The following is a 17,775-nucleotide window of genomic DNA, read 5'->3' as shown; positions in this document are numbered from 1 at the left end:
CGCCCCTTCGGGGCGCTGCCGAACCGCAGCGGACTTCGCCGACCTGCTGAGCCCGCCGCACCACACACCTCCGACCACCCCTTCGCCGCCTCCCCCTCCTCCGCCGACCTGTACGCCGTCCCCGCACCCGCCCGCGCCGACTCCAACGCCGACGCCGTCTCCGCCCAGCTCGGAGTCGCCCGCCCCGGCACCACCCCCGGCACCGTCACCGCGCCCGCCAGCTCCGGCTCCGGCTCACCGGCCGCCCGCCACGGCACCGGAGCGCAGCGCCGCCGTATCGCCAGCCCCAAGTGCAACAGCAAGCCCCGGAGCGGCCCGTCCCTCGTCTCCCTGGCCTTGCTCGTCACCGCGCCCGCGGTGCTCGCCGCAGCCGCACTGCGGCCCCGCTGATCCCACGGAGGTCTCATGCCGGAATGGCTTGTTCTCGCCCTCGCGATGGCCGCCGCGTGCGCCGTCGTCCTCGTCATCACGGTCACCCGGCACCGCCGGGTCAGCGGTGCCTGGGAGGCCCGCGGCGCCGCCCAGGACCATGTGCGCGCCGAGGCCCAGGCGCTCCACGAGGTCTCCGAGCGGTCCGCGTCTACCCGGACGACGTGCGCGACCGGATCCGGGACGACGTCGACGTGTACGTCGGCCATGTCGTGACCACGGAGTGGGACACGATGGCCCGCAGCGGGCAGCTCACCGCCCGGGGACGGCAATCCTCGACCGCCTGCGCCACGACGTCACCGACTACCGGCCCGCGACCGACTTCGAGGCGCAGGCCCATCAGCCGCTGCTCGACCAGGTCGCCGCCGCGGACACCGCCCGGGGAGCGCGCGCCGACCCGGCCGGCGCCACGATGCCCGGAGTGGTGTGGTTCGGCCTGATCACCGGCGGAGTCGTGACCATCGGCATCATCTTCGCGCTCCAGATCCGCCGCACGCCGCGCGAACTCGTCCTGGCCGGCCTGTTCTCCGCCCTGATCGCCTTCCTGCTCTTCCTGATCTGGGGCTTCGACGCTCCGTACGGCCGGGGCATCCCCGCCACCGCGGGCTTCCACGCGCTGTTCCCCGGCCTTGCGAAGTGAGTCGGGCCGGCGCGCTGCGGCTGACCCTGCCCCGGGGTGACACTGCTGTGCGCCGGGCCGGACCCCGGCGCACTCTGGGGGTATGGCCTGGAAGGCGCCCATCGTCGTGCACCCGCCCGCAGCCGGTGGCGGGCGCCGGGTCACCGTGCGGGGGCACGCGGTGGGCACCGCGCACAGCGACCGGGACCTGGTCGAGTTCCTGCGGCGCGCAGGACTGGGCGAGGCCGACATCGCGCTCGACGACCCGCATCTCGTCGAATGGCGGGGCGCCCGGCCGCACGTCTGGCGGCCCGACGAGGCGACGGCTCCCTGACCCTTCACGGTCGCCGCGGCCGGCAGGCGCTGCGCGCCGCCTCCGCATCCCCGCCTGTGGGCTCCACACCCCTCGCGCGGCCAGAACCCCCGCCTCTACGCTCCACACCCCTCGCCCGGCCCACACGGTTCCCCCGTATGCCCGATCCCGATCGCGCCGTCTCCCGGGCCTCCCTAGCGTTTCCGGCATCGAGGTGCATTTCCGTCAGCAAGCGGGCGGGTTCCGCGACTGCACCTCGGGGACCGGAGGAAGACCGTGCACGCGATACGCGTGGCCTCGGCCGCACCGCAGGGCATAGCCGTACCGGAGGGCATAGCCGTCCCCGCCGCCTGCACCACCGTGAACGCGGCGACGTGCGTGGCGGCCCGCCCCGGAGCCTCGCGCCAGACAGCCCTTCGCCCCGGACCTCGTCTTCATCGGGTGCCGTCCGGGGCGAAGGGCTGTCGTGTGCGGTCTGTCTCCATGTGGCCGTGCCGGTCGTCAGCCCCTCTTCTCGGCCCGTCGACGCAGCCAGAACACACCACCGATCGCAGCCGAGGCGGCCACCAGACCACCGCCGATGACCATGTCGGGGGCGGTCGCGCCGGCGAGGCTGCCGCCGAGACCGCCGGCCACCGGCCCGGGCAACCCGTTGTTGCCGCGGCCGCGGCCGCGGTCACCGTCGCGGTCACCGCCGACTCCGTTGCCACCGACCCCGTTGTTGCCGTGGTCACCGCCGGCTCCGTTGCCGCCGAACCCGTTGCGCGTGGGGATGACAACGAGCTCGTTCTCGTTGTCGCTGAAGGTCTGGCCCCCGCACCTGGCGCTGACGCCGTACGGGCCCTTGGCATCCCGCCTGATGGTGGCGGTGGCCGTGGCGGTGTTACCGCCGCTGGGGCGCAGCCGGGCGGTCTCAAAGGCGCCGGACTCGACCTTGCTGCCCGCGAGTTGGCACACGACGCCCGCGACGCCCCGGACGGTGACCGTCACATGGTCGCCCGGCCGTACGACGCTGGGCGCCACGGAGATGTTGTCCCCGAAGTCGTTGTCGTCGCCGAATGCACCGCCGACACCGGGCCCGTTGCCCGGGAATCGTGGGAACCCGTTGCCACCGAGCCCGTTGCCCGGGAACCCGTTGCCGCCGAGCCCCGGGAACCCATTGCCCGGGAATCCGCCGATGCCGTTGTCCTTGTCGTTGCCGCCGAGGCCGGGACCGTTCGGGCCGAAGCCGTTACCGCCAAGGCCGGGACCGGGGCCGATGCCGCCGATGCCGTTGCCGGATCCGTTGTTGTTGTTAGGTTCGTCCCCCCCGGCCACGGCCGACGGTGCGGCGAGCCCGAGCGCGACGACCGCGGCGGCTGAGACCGCCAGGGCACGAGTAGTACGCATGTGAGTCCTCCGGGGAAGGCGCCCCGGGGAACGTCCCCAGGAAGGTCGGCGAGAGCGCCCTCCAGACCGACCCTCAGACGCCCAGCTCAGGGCCGCATTTCGAGGCTCGTCCGTCCTGGTGAGGAGACACGCCGGTGGAATTGCGATCAACCTGATATTGCCGCAGGTCACGCACCGTCAGAAATTTCCGGCCGACTGCGACTCGGATGGCGCAGGAAGAATTCGGCCGCCACCCGTTCGCCTTTCCTCGGTCGCCGGTCACGTGCGGCCGACCTAACGTTCTCGTACACGCAATGGACGCGGCGGGCCCAGCCGTGCCTGGAGGCACCTCCCAGGCCCTTGAGGCATTGGCGGGAGGGCCGCCGTGTCAGAGGGGATGGAGAATGCCTTCCTATCAGCTGGCCGAAGAGGAGGAGGTACCACGGAGGAAGCGCGCGCCCTGGGGTGTCATCGCGCTTGTTCTGCTGACCGGCCTCGCTCTGATGCGGAATGGCTCAGGGGAATTCAACGAGGGACCTCCGCAGCCCGCCGCCGCGGCGGCCGCGGACGGCCGCGCCTCCACCGGGACGACCCCGCCCAAGGCGAATCGGGATCCGCTTCCGTTCTCGATGGTCCAGCGGGTGCGGATCCCCGCGATCAATGTCGACGCACCGGTCACAGCCGTGGGGCTCGCCCCCGACGGCTGGGTGCAGACACCGCCGCCTGAGGACTCGAATCTCGCCGGTTGGTTCACCGGTGCCGTGGCGCCCGGCGAGAAGGGCACCGCCGTGATCGTCGGCCACGTGGACAACGACAAGGGCCCGGCTGTCTTCTACGGGCTCGGCTCGCTCAAGAAAGGAAACCGCGTAGAGGTCAAGCGAGCGGACCAGAAGACGGCGGTTTTCGAGATCTACGGCGTCGAGGTGTTCTCAAAGGCCAACTTCCCCGGACAGCGGGTCTATGGGAACACCGGACAGGCAGAACTGCGCGTCATCACCTGCGGTGGCGGATTCACCAAGCAGTTCGGATACGACGGCAATGTGGTGGTCTTCGCCCGCCTCGTCGACGTCCGCTGAACCTCCGGTCAGCTGAACCTGCGACAAGAAAAGGCGGGCTGATGCCCGCCTTTTTCATGCCCGTCAGCTTCCCCGTCAGCTCGGAATTCGCGTCTGCTCAGATACGCCTTCTCCGGGGCACGGTGATGCCGTAGCCCTCCTTCAGCAGGTCCGGGAGATACCTCCGCAGCGCCGCGACGCTCTGGGACCGGTCGCCGCCCGCGTCGTGCGAGAGCACCACCACGCCGGGCGCCGCACCGTCGATGACGCGCGTGACGATGGTGCCGGTGCCGGGGGTGGTCCAGTCTTCGGTGTCGACGGTCCAGGCGAGGGGCTCCATGCCGAGTTCGGCGCCGATCTGGAATGTCGAGCGGTTCCAGGCCCCGTAGGGAGCGCGGAACCAGAGCGGCGGCTCGCCCACCGTTTTCTCGATGAGCTCGCTGGTGCTCTCGATCTCGTCGCGCACCGCCGACCGCGAGAGCGACGTGAGCAGCGGATGGGACCAGGTGTGGTTGCCGATCACGTGCCCGTCGTCGGCCATCTCACGCAGCAGATCCTTGTTGGCGGCGGCCATCCCGCCGCAGACGAAGAACATCGCGCGCACGTCGTGTCGGCGCAGGGTGCTCAGGATGCCGGGGGTGTAGCGCGGGTCGGGGCCGTCGTCGAAAGTGAGCACCATCCGGCGGCCGAGGCCCGACAGGCTGAGGATCGGCGCCCGTCGCACCGGTGTGCGCAGGGGTGCCCTGCGTGGCGGGCCGTACCCGGTGAGGGGCTGGAGCCGGTAGCTGGACGCCCTGACGGGCTGCCGCGTCCGCGGCGGGGGTCCGGCGGCGCCCGTCCGGGCCGGCGCTCCCGGCGTCGGGGCTCCCTTGTGGGGAGCGCCCCGGTTGGCAGTCGGCTCCACGGCGTAGAGTCCGACCTGGCCGGCCACCGCGAGGACGACGGCGCCTCCCAGCAACACCCGGCGCCGCGAAACCATCTGATCCTTTTTCATGACTGATGGGTCGCCCGTCCGGGGTCCGCTGCCGCCGGGCAGTACCTGTACGGGTGAAGGAGAGCACTCGTTGGGGCCAGCGCCCTCCGGTTCGACGCAGGAGGGCCGGCCCCCCACGAATCCGACGCGCACTCCCCCGGCACCGCTCCGGTTCGGCCGCTGACCGCGCCAGGGCCGCGACCTGCGTGTCTCCGCTAGCCTCACGGCTGTGAGCGATCAGCAGTCCACACAGTTCGAGCGGGGCACGGACGGCCCCAAGGTGATCGTGGTGGGAGTCGACGGCTCCGACTCCTCGTGGCGGGCCGCGGCCTATGCCGCGGGCCTCGCCCGCCGGCAGCGGGCACTGCTCGCCATCGTCTATGTGCAGCCCGTCATGGCCACGGGCGCCGCGCTCGGTGTCCCGGTGGCAGAGACGACCGACGCGATCGCCGAGGAGCTGATCACCGAGATCCGCGAGTCCGCCGCGCGCATGAAGGACATATTCGAGGTGCGCTGGGAGTTCCACACCTTCCGTGGCGACCCGTACAACGGCCTGGTCACCGCCGCGGACGAGCTCAAGGCCGACGCCGTGGTGGTCGGCGCATCGGAGCAGGCGGGCCACCGCATCATCGGTTCCGTGGCGGTACGGCTGGTGAAGGCGGGGCGGTGGCCTGTGACGGTGGTTCCATAAGGGAAAAGCGGGAACGCCTCATATGTGTGAGGGGCGTGGCACCTTCTGTCACCGCTCCTCCTGGACCGTTCCGACCGGCCCGTCAGTCGGCTGTCGTCCGCGAAGAGGTGAGGCTCATGGCCCGGCTCCGCATGGGTGAGGGCGTACTGCGCCGCAAACCCATCGAACACATCGAGGAGGCCGACGCGGGCCTCGAGAGCGAGAGACTCACCCGCACGCTGGGCCTGTGGCAGCTGACCGCGATCGGCGTGGGCGGCATCATCGGCGCCGGCATCTTCACGCTCGCGGGCACGGTCGCCAACGGCACGGCGGGTCCTGCGGTGCTCGTGTCGTTCCTCGTCGCCGGTGTCGCGAGCGCCGCCGCGGCACTGTCGTACGCGGAGTTCGCGGGCCTCATCCCCCGGGCGGGATCGGCGTACACGTACGGCTATGCGGTGCTCGGCGAGCTGGCGGGCTGGTTCATCGGCTGGGACCTGCTCCTCGAGTACACCGCGATCGTCGCGGTGGTCGCGATCGGCATCTCCGGCTACTTCAGCTTCCTGCTGGGCGAGACCGGCCTGGACCTTCCCGCCTGGATGCTGGGCGCGCCCGGCACCGGCGAAGGACACCGGGTCGATCTGTTCGCCGCGCTGCTGTGTCTGCTGATCGCGTACCTGCTGACTCTCGGCATCAAGAACGCCGCGCGGTTCGAGACGTTCGTGGTCGCCCTCAAGGTGCTGGTCGTACTGCTGGTGATCGGTGTCGGCGTTTTCCACATCACCACCGCCAACTACAGCCCGTTCTTCCCGTACGGGATCGGTGGTGCCTTCACGGGTGCGGCGACGGTCTTCTTCGCGGTCTTCGGGTACGACGCCATGTCGACCGCCGCGGAGGAGTCCAAGGACGCGCAGCGTCATATGCCCAAGGCGATCATCTACTCGCTCGCGATCTCGATGGTGCTGTACGTGGCGGCCTGCCTGGTGCTGACCGGCATGCAGCACTACACGGAGATCGACCCGGAGAGCGGGTTCTCCACCGCCTTCAAGTCGGTCGGTCTCAGCGGGCTCGCGGACATCATCGCGGTCGGTGCGATCATCGGGATCCTCACCGTGATGTTCACGTTCATGCTGGGCGTCACGCGTGTGTGGTTCGCGATGAGCCGCGACGGGCTGCTGCCGAAGTGGTTCGCGAAGACGCATCCGACGCGGCATGTGCCCACGCGCGTGACGTGGATCGTCGGTGTCGCGTCGGCCGTGATCGCCGGGTTCCTGCCGATCGGCGAGGCCGCCGAACTGACGAACATCGGGATCCTGCTGGCGTTCGTCGTGGTGTGTGCCGCGGTGATCGTGCTGCGCTACCGGAGGCCGGACCTGCCGCGCACCTTCCGCACGCCGTTGATGCCCTTCGTGCCCGCCCTCGGAATCGTCTTCTCCATCTGGCTGATCACGTTCCTGCAGTCGCAGACCTGGTTGCGGTTCGCCGTGTGGTTCGCCGTCGGCCTCGTGATCTACTTCGGGTACTCGTACCGCAAGTCGGAGATGGCGAAGGCCGCAGCGGCACCCGAGAGTGGTACGGCGCCGTAGCCGCCCGACTACTCCGCCATGACCAGCCCGTCCTCGGCCGCCCCGCGGCTGAGGACGACCCGGCGGATCCGGTCGCGTACGTACCCGAGCCCGGCGTCCGTAGCGGTGCCGAGACGGACGACCCGGCCGGTGTCGGGGTCGAACCACTGCGGGATGAACTCGGCTTTCTCCACCGTCCACCGGCCGCCGGTCCGGCCGGGCGGCGCGAAGGTGAAGCGGGCGATGCTGCTCTGGTTCCCGCGCGGATCGTGCGCGCCCCCGTGGTTGTACATGCGGCCGGCGACCTGGTCCCCCATGCCGTAGACGATCCATGTGCCGTTGACCTTCTCGTAGGCCTGCGGGATGTGCGCGTGCGTGCCGATGATCAGGTCGATGTCCGGGCGGCCGCCGGTCGTGGACGCGGTGAGCTGCCGGCCGAGCGACAGCTGGCGCCGGTCGGGCTCTTCCTGCCACTCGGTGCCCCAGTGCAGCGAGACGACCACCACGTCGGCTCCTGCTGTGCGGGCGGCCCGGGCATCGGCGACGATGGTGCGGCGGTCGATCAGATGGACGGCCCACGGCTTCCCCGTGGGGCGCGGGATGCCGTTGGTGCCGTACGTGTATGCGAGGTGGGCGACCTTGGCCGTACCCGCACGCAGCCATGCCGGTCTCTGCGCCTCGGCGGCCGTGCGCGCCGAGCCCGCGTGCCGGACGCCCGCCGCGTCGAGCGCGTCCAGGGTGCGGCGGACGCCGTCGAGGCCGTCGTCGAGGGTGTGGTTGGAGGCGGTGGAGCAGGTGTCGTAGCCGGTCTCGGCGAGGGCCTCGGCCACCTCCGGCGGCGACTTGAACATGGGGTAGCCGCTGTAGTGGCCCTGCGCGCCGTACACCGTCTCCATATGGCAGATCGCCAGGTCTGCCTTGGCCACGACGGGCTTGGCGGCGGCGAGCATGGGCCGGAAGTCGTAACCGTCGCCGCCCGCGTCGGCGTTCGCCTGGCGGATGACCGAGGAGTGCGGCAGGACGTCTCCGGAGGCGACGAGGGTGAACCCGCGCTGCGCGCGGCCGCCTCCGTTCGCGGCCGACGGGGCGGGGCTCTGCTGCAGGGCCCGGTGGCGCGGCGGTGCCGGGTCCATCGGTGCCGGGTCCGCCACCGTGCAGCCCGCGGCGGCCCCGATCAGCACCGTAGCCCCGAGCGCCGTTCCCCGGCGCATGCGTCGTGTGCGCTGTGTCATCGCAGCCCGGCCTTCCGCCTCAAGGGATGTGGTCCGCTTAAGTTCGCGTACCGGAAAGAACAGGATCAAACACCCATACCGTAGCTGTCCCTGAAACGGTGGCCGGTGCGCATGGTTTCGCACACCGCGGATGAGCCCGGCCGGACCGCACCACCGGGCCGCACCAGTGGCCCGTTCACCGCACCGCTCGTCGACCGCATCGACCGCCCGTCGCAGAGCCGTGTCCGCGATCTGTCCGTACGCGGCGGGCTGCGCTGCCATACGCCCATGACCGGCACGACCACAATGACGAGGACGACCGGCGAGCGGGAACTGGCCGAGCTGCAGCGCGAGCACGGCGGGCCCCTCTTCGCCCTGCTGCTCAGGCTCTCCGACGGGGACCGGCAACGTGCCGAGGACCTCGTGCAGGAGACGTTCGTCCGCGCCTGGCAGCATCCCGAGGCGCTGAGCGCCGACGCCTACGACTCCGTACGGCCCTGGCTGTTCACGGTCGGCCGGCGGCTGGCCATCGACGCACGCCGGGCCCAGCAGGCCCGTCCCGCCGAGGTCGGGGACGCCGTCCTGGAGAACGCCCGCGTGTGCGCGGATCACGCCGAACGGTCGGCGGCCACGCTCGACGTGCGGGAGGCTGTGAAGACTCTCACCCCGGAACACCGTGCAGTTCTGTTGCACGTGTACTTCCGCGGGGCGAGTGTGGCGGAGGCCGCGGAAGCCCTCGGGATTCCGCCCGGTACGGTGAAGTCCCGTGCGTACTACGCACTACGCGCGCTGCGCAGGGTTCTGCAGGAATACGCAACCGACCTGCAATGAAACGCCATGCCGGGTCAAACCTCTGTAAAGCGCCTTGCCCGGACCCCCGGTTGAGTAATCGGCTGTCCTCATCCGTGTTCCGGATGGAGGGCCCGGGGCCCGGGACGCGCTTGGACCGGAGGAGGCAGGACACGATGCTGCACAGGAGCAAAGACAGTGCGGGCGGCACCGGCGGCGGCGAACTCACCGTGCCCATGGCCTGGTTGTACGCCGAGTACATCGCGGACGAGCTGCTGCGTACCGGCGACCTCATGCCGCCCACGTCCTTCGAGTTTCGTGCCGGGCGCGACGCGCTGGCGCTGACGATCTTCCTGTCCGACACCGGCGGGGAGCTTCCCGGCATCCGGGTGGTCACGCAGCTGGAGACCTGGCTGTCGCTGACGGCGCACGACCAGCCGTGGCACGAGTGGGTGCGCGAGCACATGGACCGGCTGACGGCCCAGGAGCGGGAGTCCGGCGACCCCTCGCCCGATCTGGAACTTGCGGTCGCGGCCTGGCGCTGGCTGGAGGAGACGGAGCTGCTGGCGCCCGACCTGGACTCCGTCCCCGGCAGCGGTGCCGTCCCGGGCGAGGACGACGCGCCGAAGGTGTGGACGCCGGCCTGGCAGCTGGGGCTGCCGCTGGGGCATCTGGCGATCCACCTGTTCTGACCGCCGGCCATCCACCTGTTCTGATCGTCGGCCATCCGCCTGATCCGGCCGGCCGCTGATCCGGCCGCCGCCGGTTCACCACGTGCGCGTCACGTCGGATCGTGGTCGGCCGGCGAGGAGTGCACACCGGCGCGGTACTTGGGGATCCGTACCGTGATCTTCATGCCCGCGCCCACGCCGGTCTCGATGACGAGCCCGTAGTCGTCGCCGAAGACCTGACGCAGCCGCTCGTCCACGTTCGACAGACCGATACCGGCCGACGGGCCGGCATCCCCGCGCAGGATCCGCCGCAGCGCCTCCGGCTCCATGCCCACCCCGTCGTCCTCGATGACGACCTCCGCCTCCGCCCCCGCGTCCTGCGCGCTGATCGTGATGCGGCTGCGCGTGACGGCGCCCTCCAGGCCGTGCTTGACGGCGTTCTCCACCAGCGGCTGCAGGCACAGGAACGGCAGCGACACCGGCAGCACCTCGGGTGCGATCTGCAGCGTGACCGCGAGCCGGTCGCCGAAGCGGGCCCGCACCAGCGCCAGGTACTGGTCGATGGAGTGCAGCTCGTCGGCGAGCGTCGTGAACTCGCCGTGCCGGCGGAACGAGTAGCGGGTGAAGTCCGCGAATTCAAGCAGCAGTTCGCGGGCCCGTTCGGGGTCCGTGCGGACGAAGGACGCGATGGCCGCGAGCGAGTTGAAGATGAAGTGCGGGGAGATCTGCGCGCGCAGCGCCTTGATCTCCGCCTCGATGACGCGGGTGCGGGACCGGTCGAGCTCGGCGAGCTCCAGCTGGACGGAGACCCAGCGGGCCACCTCGTCGGCGGCCCGGGCGAGTACGGCGGAGTCGCGGGGCGCGTATGCGATGAGGGCGCCGAGGACCCGCTGGTCCACGACGATCGGCGCGGCCACCGCCCAGCGCAGCGGACAGTCGACGGAGTCGCAGCCGCAGTCGAAGGCGGCGCCCCGGCCGGTGGAGAGCAGTCCCGCGAGCCGCTCCATGACCTGCTTGGCGTGGTGTTCGCCGGTGCCGTCCCAGGCCAGCACCGTGGACCGGTTGGTGAGGCACAGCGCGTCGGTGCCGAGCAGCGAACGCAGCCGCCGGGCCGACTTGCGTGCGGTGTCCTCGGTGAGCCCGGCGCGCAGCGGCGGCGCCGCGAGCGACGCGGTGTGCAGGGTCTCGAAGGTGGCGTGCTCGACGGGCGAGCCGACGTCGCTGCGCCCGGCGGGATGAGCGGTACGGCGCCCGAGCAGGAACCCGCCGGCGAGCAGCAGCGGGCAGAGCGCGAGGAGCACGGCGGCCGCGGTCCCGGTCACGGTCCCTCCCGGGTGCCGGTGCTGCCGGCCTCGGCCCGCGTACCCGTACCGCCGCCCTCGGCGGCCGCCGCGGTCTGGCGGACGGTCAGCGACTCCGGCAGGTGCAGGCGCGTCATCGTGGCGCTGGTGTGCGGCGGGATGTGCCCCGGTGTGGCGAGCGAGACCAGGATCATGGCCAGGAAGCCGACCGGCACCGACCAGATGGCGGGCCAGGCGAGCAGGGTGTGCAGCCAGCCGGACCGCACCACCTCGGCGAACGTCAGTGTCACCGCGGCGAGCGCCGAGCCGCCGCCGAGAATCAGCCCGGCGAGCGCGCCGGGCGGGGTGAGCCGCCGCCACCAGATGCCGAGCACCAGCAGCGGGCAGAACGAGGACGCGGACACCGCGAACGCCATGCCGACCGCGTCCGCCACCGGCACCGCGCTGACCAGCAGCGTCCCGCCGAGCGGCACGGTCATCGCGAGGACGGTCGCCAGACGGAAGTGCCGTACGCCACGCGCGGGCAGCACGTCCTGGCTGAGTACCCCCGCCACGGCCATGGTGAGGCCGGACGCGGTCGACAGGAACGCCGCGAACGCCCCACCCGCGACGAGCGCGCCCAGCAGGTCGCCGCCGATCCCTCCGACGGTCCGCCCCGGCAGCAGCAGCACGGCGGCGTCCGCGTCCGGTGCATGCGTGAGCTCGGGCGCGTACAGGCGGCCGAGCCAGCCGTACAGCGGCGGCAGCAGATAGAAGAACCCGATCAGGGCGAGCACGAAGACGGTGGTGCGGCGCGCGGCGCGCCCGTTGGGGCTGGTGTAGAAGCGGACGACGACGTGCGGGAGTCCCATGGTGCCGAGGAAGGTGGCGACGATCAGTCCGTACGTCGCGTACAGCGGGTGGTCAGCGCGGCTGGTGGCGATCGGCTGCCCGGTGCCGGCCCCGGAGGACGGCAGCTCCGGTCCCGCCGGGAACGCGGGCGGCGCACCGCCGTCACGGTGCCAGGCGAGCAGCAGGAAGAAGGCCGGGACCAGCAGCGCGGTGAGCTTGAGCCAGTACTGGAATGCCTGCACGAAGGTGATGCTGCGCATGCCGCCCGCGGCGACGGCGAGCACCACGACGGCCGCCACGAGCGCCCCGCCGAGCCAGCGCGGCGCCCCGGTGAGGATCTGCAGCGTGAGCCCGGCGCCCTGGAGCTGGGGCACCAGGTACAGCCAGCCCACGCCCACCACGAGGACGCTGACCACCGTGCGCACCTGCCGGGATTCCAGACGGCCTTCGGCGAAGTCGGGCAGGGTGTAGGCGCCGGAGCGGCGCAGCGGCGCGGCCACGAAGACGAGCAGGACGAGATACCCGGCGGTGTAGCCGACGGGGTACCAGAGCATGTCAGGGCCGTACACGAGGACCAGTCCCGCGACCCCCAGGAAGGAGGCCGCGGACAGGTACTCGCCGCTGATCGCGGCCGCGTTCAGCGACGGCCCCACGGTGCGCGAGGCCACGTAGAAGTCGGACGTCGTACGGGAGATGCGCAGCCCGAAGCCGCCGATGAGGACGGTGGCGAGGACGACGACGGCGACCGCGGGTATGGCGTAGGCCTCGTTCACGGTGTCCCCGGGGGGTCGGCGCCGCGGACGAGGCGGGCGAAGGCGCGTTCGTTGCGCTCGGCGCGCCGCACGTACCACCAGGCGATGAGGACGAGCAGCGGGTAGCAGCCGAAGCCGAGGACTGCCCAGACGACGGTGGCGTTGCGCAGCGCGCCGAAGAACAGCGGCATGGTGACGACCGGCAGGGCGAGCACGGCGAACGCGGCGATCCCGGCGCGCAGCTGGCTGCGCATGAGGGAGCGGACGTAGGCGGCTCCGAGCGTCGTCTGCTCGTCGATCTCCCACTGGGTGCGGTGCCGCGGCAGCCGGTGCACCCTGCGGGGCTCGCCCGTCACGACCTCGCGGCGGGGTGCTGGCTCAGCGCTGGCGGACACGGCGTGGAGTGTAGGCAGCGCTCCGGCTTCAGCGGAAGGGGCAGGTCAGGACGGCAGGTGAGGGACGGTGGTCAGGAGCCCGCCTGCCGCATCAGCAGCTCGCGGACCCGGCTGGCGTGCCGCCGGCTGACGGCGAGGACGGCGTCGCCTATCCGGACGCTCATGCCGCCCCCGTCCAGCCGCAGTTCGTCGATGCGGTGCAGCGCGACGAGGTGCCGCCGGTGTATCCGCACGAAACCGTGCGGCTGCCAGCGTTCCTCGAGGGTGGAGAGCGGGATGCGCACGAGGTGGCTGCCGTCGGCGGTGTGCAGACGTGCGTAGTCGCCCTGCGCTTCGGCGTACGCGATGTCGGCGATGTTCACGAGGCGGGTGATGCCGCCGAGCTCGACCGGGATGCGGTCGGCGGACCGGTCGATGGCGGGCGGCCGGGCGACCGCGGCCTGTTCGGCGACCCGGCGCACCGCCTCCGCGAGGCGCTCCCTGCGGACGGGCTTGAGGACGTAGTCGACGGCCTTGAGGTCGAATGCCTGCACGGCGAAGTCCTCGTGGGCGGTGACGAACACGATCAGCGGGGGCCGCGCGAAGCCCGCGATGAGGCGGGCGACGTCGAGCCCGGTGAGGCCCGCCATCTGGATGTCGAGGAACAGCACGTCGATCGCGTCGCCGCCGTCGGGACCCGCGTCGAGGGCGCGGCCGATCCGGCGCAGCGCGTCGGTCGCGTCGGTGGCGCCCTCCGCGCTGCGCACCCGCGGGTCGGCCCGCAGCAGGTAGAGCAGCTCGGCGAGGGCGGGTTCCTCGTCGTCGACGGCCAGTACGCGCAGCATGCGGCTGGAGTCTAGGTGGTCACCCGGGCGGGGCCAATCCGGGTGGAGCGTGAGTGTTTCGGCGGCCTGCTGCGTACGGGAGGACGAACAACGCCGCCACGGACGAACTACACCGCCACGGGCGAGCAGTACCGCCCCCGAGCAGCGGGGCCGTGACCCTGACCAGCAGCACCGGCACGAGGATTCGGCATGAGGTCCCTTGACCGCCATCGCGACGCAGGCGCCTACGCGCTGGGCGTCCTCGACGCGACGGACGCCTTCCGCTTCGAGGAGCATCTCATGGAGTGCCCCGCCTGTGTGGCACAAGTGAGTGAATTCGGTCCGGCCGTACGGCAGTTGATGCTGTACGCGCGGGCCACACCACTCGGTGTCCCACCGCTGACGGCCCCGCGGGCCCGGCTCCTGGACCGGCTCCTCGCCGAGGTGGCGCTGATCAGCCGGGCGCGGCGCCGCCGCTGGCTGTGCACGGCGGCCGCCGCGCTGGTGCTCGCCGTGGCGGGCCCTGCCGCCGCGATCGTCGCAGGGTCCGGTGCGGATACGGCGGCGCGGGTGACCGCCCGCGACGGACGGACCGGTGTGGCGGCGACGCTGACGACGCAGGACCGCGCCTGGGGGACGCAGGTGGCGCTGGAGGTGTGGGACGCGGTCGGCCCGCGCGTGTGCGAACTGGTGGCCGTCGGCAAGGACGGCACGGAACAGAGGGTGGCGAGCTGGACCGCCACGGGCGAGGCGAGAACACCGATGACGACGGAGGCGGGCACGGCCCTCCACCCGGACGAGATCGACCACTTCGAGATACGGACGGCGGACGGAGGGCTGCTGGTCGTGTTTGGGCGGCCATGATTCAGCCCGTGGGGGTGGGGGAAAGACCACCGCTCACTTGAGCAGCCGCGACATCCTCCGATCCGCGAGCGGCTTCCCACCCGTCTGACACGTCGCGCAGTACTGCAGAGACGAGTCGCTGAACGACACCTCGCGGATGGTGTCACCGCACACGGGACACGGCTCACCGGTGCGCCCGTGCACCCGCAGCCCGCTCTTCTTCTCGGCCTTCAGCCGCCCCGCCGCAACCCCGCGGGCCCGCTCGACGGCCTCGGCAAGGGTGGCCCGGAGCGCTTCGTAGAGCCGGTGCGTCTCCTCACCGGTGAGGCTCGAGGCGAGCTTGAACGGCGACATCTGCGCGGCGTGCAGGATCTCGTCGCTGTAGGCGTTGCCGACGCCGGCGATCAGGCTCTGGTCGCGCAGGGCGCCCTTGAGCTGCCGCCGTTCGTCCTCGAGGAGCTTCGCGAAGCGCTGCTCGTCGAAGTCGGCGGCGAGCGGGTCGGGGCCGAGCCGGGCGATGCCGGGGACCTCGGAAAGATCGTGGACGACGTACACGGCGAGCCGTTTCTGCGTCCCGGCCTCGGTCAGGTCGAAGCCCTCGCCCGTCTCCAGCGCGACACGCAGGGCCAGCGGGCCCTTTCCGGGGCGCGGAGGCCCGTCGGGCAGGCGGTCCTTCCACTGCAGCCAGCCGGCACGGGCCAGATGGACGACGAAGTGGAGCCCGTCGGCGTCGAGGTCCAGGAACTTGCCGTACCTGCCGACGGCGGTGACAGCCCGCCCTTCCAGGGCGGTGAGCGGCGGATCGTACGTCTTGAGGACGCTGACCGCGACGGGCAGCACCCGCACGATCTCGCGACCGGCGAGGTGGTCGGTGAGGAAGTCCTTGAGCGCTTCGACCTCGGGGAGCTCCGGCATGGAACCAGAGTGCCACCAGGGACCCGTGCCGGGCAGGAGCCAGAGTGCCATCAGGGGGCCCGTGCCGGGCAGGCGCGGTGACGGATACGGCAGCGGGGCATTCAGGCACGGGCCGGCACCACGAACTCGCACCACACGATCTTTCCGCCGCCGCGTGCCTCCACGCCCCACACGTCCGTGAGGCGGTCCACGAGAAGGAGGCCGCGCCCGGAGAGGCCGCCGGGACCGGCGTCGCGGCGGTGCGGCAGGGCGCTGGAGGAGTCCTCCACCTCGACGCGGAGCCGCCGTTCGGATCCGCTGAGCACCCGCAGGGTGACGATCGCCGCGCCCTCGGTGTGCACGAGCGAGTTGGTGATCAGCTCGTCGGCGATGAGTTCGATGTCGTCGGCGCGGTCGTGGGCGCCCCAGGCCCGTACCGCCGCGCGGATCATGTGCCGGGACTCGGTGAGCGCCTCCGGGTCGCCCAGCGGGACGTGCTGCTGGAGGCGTCCGCCGGACTGCGGGACGTTCGTGCTGCAGCGGCGCAGGAGCAGCAGGGCGACGTCGTCTTCGCCGCCCCTGTCGTCGACCGCATCGCAGAGCAGGTCGGCGAGGTCCGGCAGATCGGCGGGTCCGGAGTGGACGAGCTCCGCGAGGGCCAGCATGCCGTCGTCGAGATCCGCGCCGGGCTGTTCGACGAGGCCGTCGGTGCAGAGCAGGAGGGTCTGACCGGGGTCCAGCTCCATGGTCGTCACCGGGTATTCCAGCTGCCCGAAGTCGGCGGAGAGGCCGAGCGGCAGCCCGCCGTCGACGGGCACCCGGCGGCAGCTGCCGTCGAGCTGCCGCACCACCGGGTCGAGGTGCCCGGCCCGGACCAGCTGCACGACACCCGTCGCAAGGTCGGCGTCCGCGTAAAGGCAGGTGGCCATGCGCTCGGTGTCGAGTTCGTGCAGGAAGACGGAGGCGCGGGCCATGACCGTGGGCGGGCTGTGGCCCTCGGCGGCGTAGGCGCGCAGGACGATGCGCAGCTGCCCCATCACCGCGGCGGCGTGCGCGTCGTGGCCCTGGACGTCGCCGATGACGGCCCCGACCCGGCCGCCCGGCAGCGGGATCACGTCGTACCAGTCGCCGCCGATGTCCCGGCCGAGCGCCGCGGACCGGTAGCGCACGGCGATGTCGGCGCCCGCGACGGGCGGAATCGCGCGCGGCAGCATGGCCTGCTGGAGGCTCTTGGCGACGTCCTTCTCCTGCTCGTAGAACATGGCGCGCTGCAGGCTCTGAGCGATGCTGCTGCCGAGCGCGATGAGGACGTTGCGTTCCTCGTCGGTGAAGCCCGTCTTGGCGTGGTAGAGCAGTCCGAGCGCGCCGATGGGCTTGGCCTGTGCGATGAGCGGCAGATAGGCGGCGGACGTGATGCCCAGATGCGTGATGTGCGGCCACAGGATCGGGTACGACGCCGCGAAGTCCTCCGGCGACTCGATGAACCGCGGCGCCATCGTGCGGACGACCTCGCCCATCGGATAGGGCTCGTCGATGCGTGTGATGCGGGTGCCGGGTACGTAGCTGTCCTTGGGGCCCTCGGCGACGAGCCGGATCCGCCCGGCCTCGACGAGCCCCATGACCAGGCTCGACGCGCCGAGGTGGGTGAGGCCGTGGCTGTCGTTGAGCACGTCGATGACGTCCTGGACGGTGCGTGCGTGGGCGAGCGCGGCGGTGGTGCCCTGCACGATGCTGGTCTGCCGGCGCCGCGCCACCTCCTCGTCCGCGAGCACCCGCCGTGCCGTGATGTCGCTCAGCTCCTGCGTGGCGTCGCGGACGACGCCCACAATGCGTCTGGGGCGGCCCGACGCGTCACGCCGTATGCAGCCCTGGGTGTGGGTCCAGCGCATGGAGCCGTCACGGCGGCGGACGCGGAAGTACGCGCCGTAGTCCTCGCTTCCGTCCTTGAGGGCCTGGGAGACGGTCTCGTCCAGGCGGTGGGCCTCGAAAGGGGGGACGCGGACGCCGAGGGAGCCGGGCCTGCCGTCGTACTCGCCGGGCAGCAGGTCGAAGACCTCGAGGGCGTGCACGTCCATGTGCATGAGACCGCTGCCCAGGTCCCAGTCGAAACAGCCTGTGCGGTTGAGGGCGAGGATGGGGTCAGGGTCTGCAGGCCAGTCGTCCGGGAGTGACAGGCCACCCGCTCCGCGGTCAGCCATGGTGCCACCTTGCCACCACTTGGCTGATTCTTCGACTTCTTACCGCTCGCGTACCGTGCTGTTCCTGTCGCCCTCGTACGTCCCGTCCTGCCGCCCTC

Annotated in this window: 16 protein-coding genes and 2 pseudogenes; 9 read left to right on the top strand and 9 right to left on the bottom strand. The window is 71.7% G+C overall.

Annotated elements, in window-relative coordinates; translation table 11 throughout:
- The 3 genes and pseudogenes from STSP_RS27875 to STSP_RS27865 form a co-directional block, all read left to right on the top strand.
- Window positions 1-390: pseudogene (locus STSP_RS27875) on the top strand (hypothetical protein); the annotation flags it as partial.
- A gap of 45 nt (window positions 391-435) precedes the next feature.
- A pseudogene (locus STSP_RS27870) lies at window positions 436-1,069 on the top strand (bestrophin-like domain).
- Window positions 1,070-1,151: 82 nt separating this feature from the next.
- Window positions 1,152-1,382, top strand: a complete 231-nt coding sequence (locus tag STSP_RS27865; RefSeq protein WP_067283546.1) for a hypothetical protein — start codon at window positions 1,152-1,154, stop codon at window positions 1,380-1,382.
- Window positions 1,383-1,862: 480 nt separating this feature from the next.
- Here STSP_RS27865 and STSP_RS27860 read toward each other — a convergent pair whose 3' ends face one another.
- Window positions 1,863-2,750 carry a hypothetical protein gene (locus STSP_RS27860; protein ID WP_067283544.1) on the bottom strand — a complete coding sequence of 296 codons (888 nt, stop codon included), beginning with the start codon at window positions 2,748-2,750 and terminating at the stop codon, window positions 1,863-1,865.
- A 383-nt stretch (window positions 2,751-3,133) separates the two neighbouring features.
- Between STSP_RS27860 and STSP_RS27855 the strand changes: the two genes are divergently transcribed.
- Window positions 3,134-3,805 (top strand): class F sortase, encoded by a 672-nt coding sequence (locus tag STSP_RS27855; RefSeq protein WP_067283542.1) that lies wholly within the window; start codon window positions 3,134-3,136, stop codon window positions 3,803-3,805.
- A 97-nt stretch (window positions 3,806-3,902) separates the two neighbouring features.
- Here STSP_RS27855 and STSP_RS27850 read toward each other — a convergent pair whose 3' ends face one another.
- The gene (locus STSP_RS27850) at window positions 3,903-4,778 is read right to left on the bottom strand and encodes a polysaccharide deacetylase family protein (protein ID WP_067283541.1); all 876 of its coding nucleotides are present in this window, start codon (window positions 4,776-4,778) and stop codon (window positions 3,903-3,905) included.
- A gap of 208 nt (window positions 4,779-4,986) precedes the next feature.
- Here STSP_RS27850 and STSP_RS27845 point away from each other — a divergent pair, with 208 nt between their 5' ends.
- Complete coding sequence (locus tag STSP_RS27845; protein WP_067283539.1) at window positions 4,987-5,448, top strand: universal stress protein; 462 nt, start codon at window positions 4,987-4,989, stop codon at window positions 5,446-5,448.
- A 116-nt stretch (window positions 5,449-5,564) separates the two neighbouring features.
- A complete protein-coding gene (locus STSP_RS27840) occupies window positions 5,565-7,010 on the top strand; it encodes an amino acid permease (RefSeq protein ID WP_067283537.1) in 1,446 nt (481 codons plus the stop codon).
- Window positions 7,011-7,018: 8 nt separating this feature from the next.
- On the opposite strand, the gene STSP_RS27835 is transcribed toward STSP_RS27840, so the two are convergent.
- Window positions 7,019-8,221, bottom strand: coding sequence for a CapA family protein (locus STSP_RS27835; protein ID WP_067283535.1), 1,203 nt, complete (start codon window positions 8,219-8,221; stop codon window positions 7,019-7,021).
- Window positions 8,222-8,488: 267 nt separating this feature from the next.
- Here STSP_RS27835 and STSP_RS27830 point away from each other — a divergent pair, with 267 nt between their 5' ends.
- Both STSP_RS27830 and STSP_RS27825 read left to right on the top strand, forming a co-directional pair.
- Entirely contained in the window at window positions 8,489-9,031 is a 543-nt protein-coding gene (locus tag STSP_RS27830; RefSeq protein ID WP_067283555.1) for a sigma-70 family RNA polymerase sigma factor, read from the top strand.
- Window positions 9,032-9,165: 134 nt separating this feature from the next.
- On the top strand, window positions 9,166-9,681 hold the full coding sequence (locus STSP_RS27825) for a hypothetical protein (protein ID WP_067283534.1): 516 nt from the start codon (window positions 9,166-9,168) through the stop codon (window positions 9,679-9,681).
- 89 nt (window positions 9,682-9,770) lie between these two features.
- Here the strand turns inward: STSP_RS27825 and STSP_RS27820 are convergent, their stop codons facing one another.
- The 4 genes from STSP_RS27820 to STSP_RS27805 all read right to left on the bottom strand — a co-directional run bounded on the left by STSP_RS27820 (window position 9,771) and on the right by STSP_RS27805 (window position 13,763).
- Window positions 9,771-10,982: a sensor histidine kinase gene (locus STSP_RS27820; protein WP_067283532.1), complete on the bottom strand. Its 1,212-nt coding sequence runs from the start codon at window positions 10,980-10,982 to the stop codon at window positions 9,771-9,773.
- Complete coding sequence (locus tag STSP_RS27815; protein ID WP_078067561.1) at window positions 10,979-12,565, bottom strand: sodium/solute symporter; 1,587 nt, start codon at window positions 12,563-12,565, stop codon at window positions 10,979-10,981. Before STSP_RS27815 ends, STSP_RS27820 begins: the two co-directional genes overlap by 4 nt.
- Window positions 12,562-12,900, bottom strand: coding sequence for a hypothetical protein (locus tag STSP_RS27810; protein WP_067283530.1), 339 nt, complete (start codon window positions 12,898-12,900; stop codon window positions 12,562-12,564). Before STSP_RS27810 ends, STSP_RS27815 begins: the two co-directional genes overlap by 4 nt.
- A 110-nt stretch (window positions 12,901-13,010) precedes the next feature.
- Window positions 13,011-13,763 (bottom strand): LytR/AlgR family response regulator transcription factor, encoded by a 753-nt coding sequence (locus STSP_RS27805; RefSeq protein ID WP_067283524.1) that lies wholly within the window; start codon window positions 13,761-13,763, stop codon window positions 13,011-13,013.
- Window positions 13,764-13,952: 189 nt separating this feature from the next.
- On the opposite strand from STSP_RS27805, the gene STSP_RS27800 reads away from it, so the two are divergent.
- A complete protein-coding gene (locus STSP_RS27800; protein ID WP_067283522.1) occupies window positions 13,953-14,606 on the top strand; it encodes a zf-HC2 domain-containing protein in 654 nt (217 codons plus the stop codon).
- 33 nt (window positions 14,607-14,639) lie between these two features.
- On the opposite strand, the gene STSP_RS27795 is transcribed toward STSP_RS27800, so the two are convergent.
- Window positions 14,640-15,500 carry an Fpg/Nei family DNA glycosylase gene (locus tag STSP_RS27795; RefSeq protein WP_067283554.1) on the bottom strand — a complete coding sequence of 287 codons (861 nt, stop codon included), beginning with the start codon at window positions 15,498-15,500 and terminating at the stop codon, window positions 14,640-14,642.
- 101 nt (window positions 15,501-15,601) lie between these two features.
- The gene (locus tag STSP_RS27790; protein ID WP_067283520.1) at window positions 15,602-17,677 is read right to left on the bottom strand and encodes a SpoIIE family protein phosphatase; all 2,076 of its coding nucleotides are present in this window, start codon (window positions 17,675-17,677) and stop codon (window positions 15,602-15,604) included.
- Between the last annotated feature and the right edge of the window lie 98 nt (window positions 17,678-17,775).

This window comes from Streptomyces jeddahensis (assembly GCF_001642995.1).
Taxonomy (GTDB): Bacteria; Actinomycetota; Actinomycetes; order Streptomycetales; family Streptomycetaceae; genus Streptomyces; species Streptomyces jeddahensis.
Note: the sequence above shows the minus strand (reverse complement) of the source record. Positions and strands in the feature narration are given on the sequence as shown.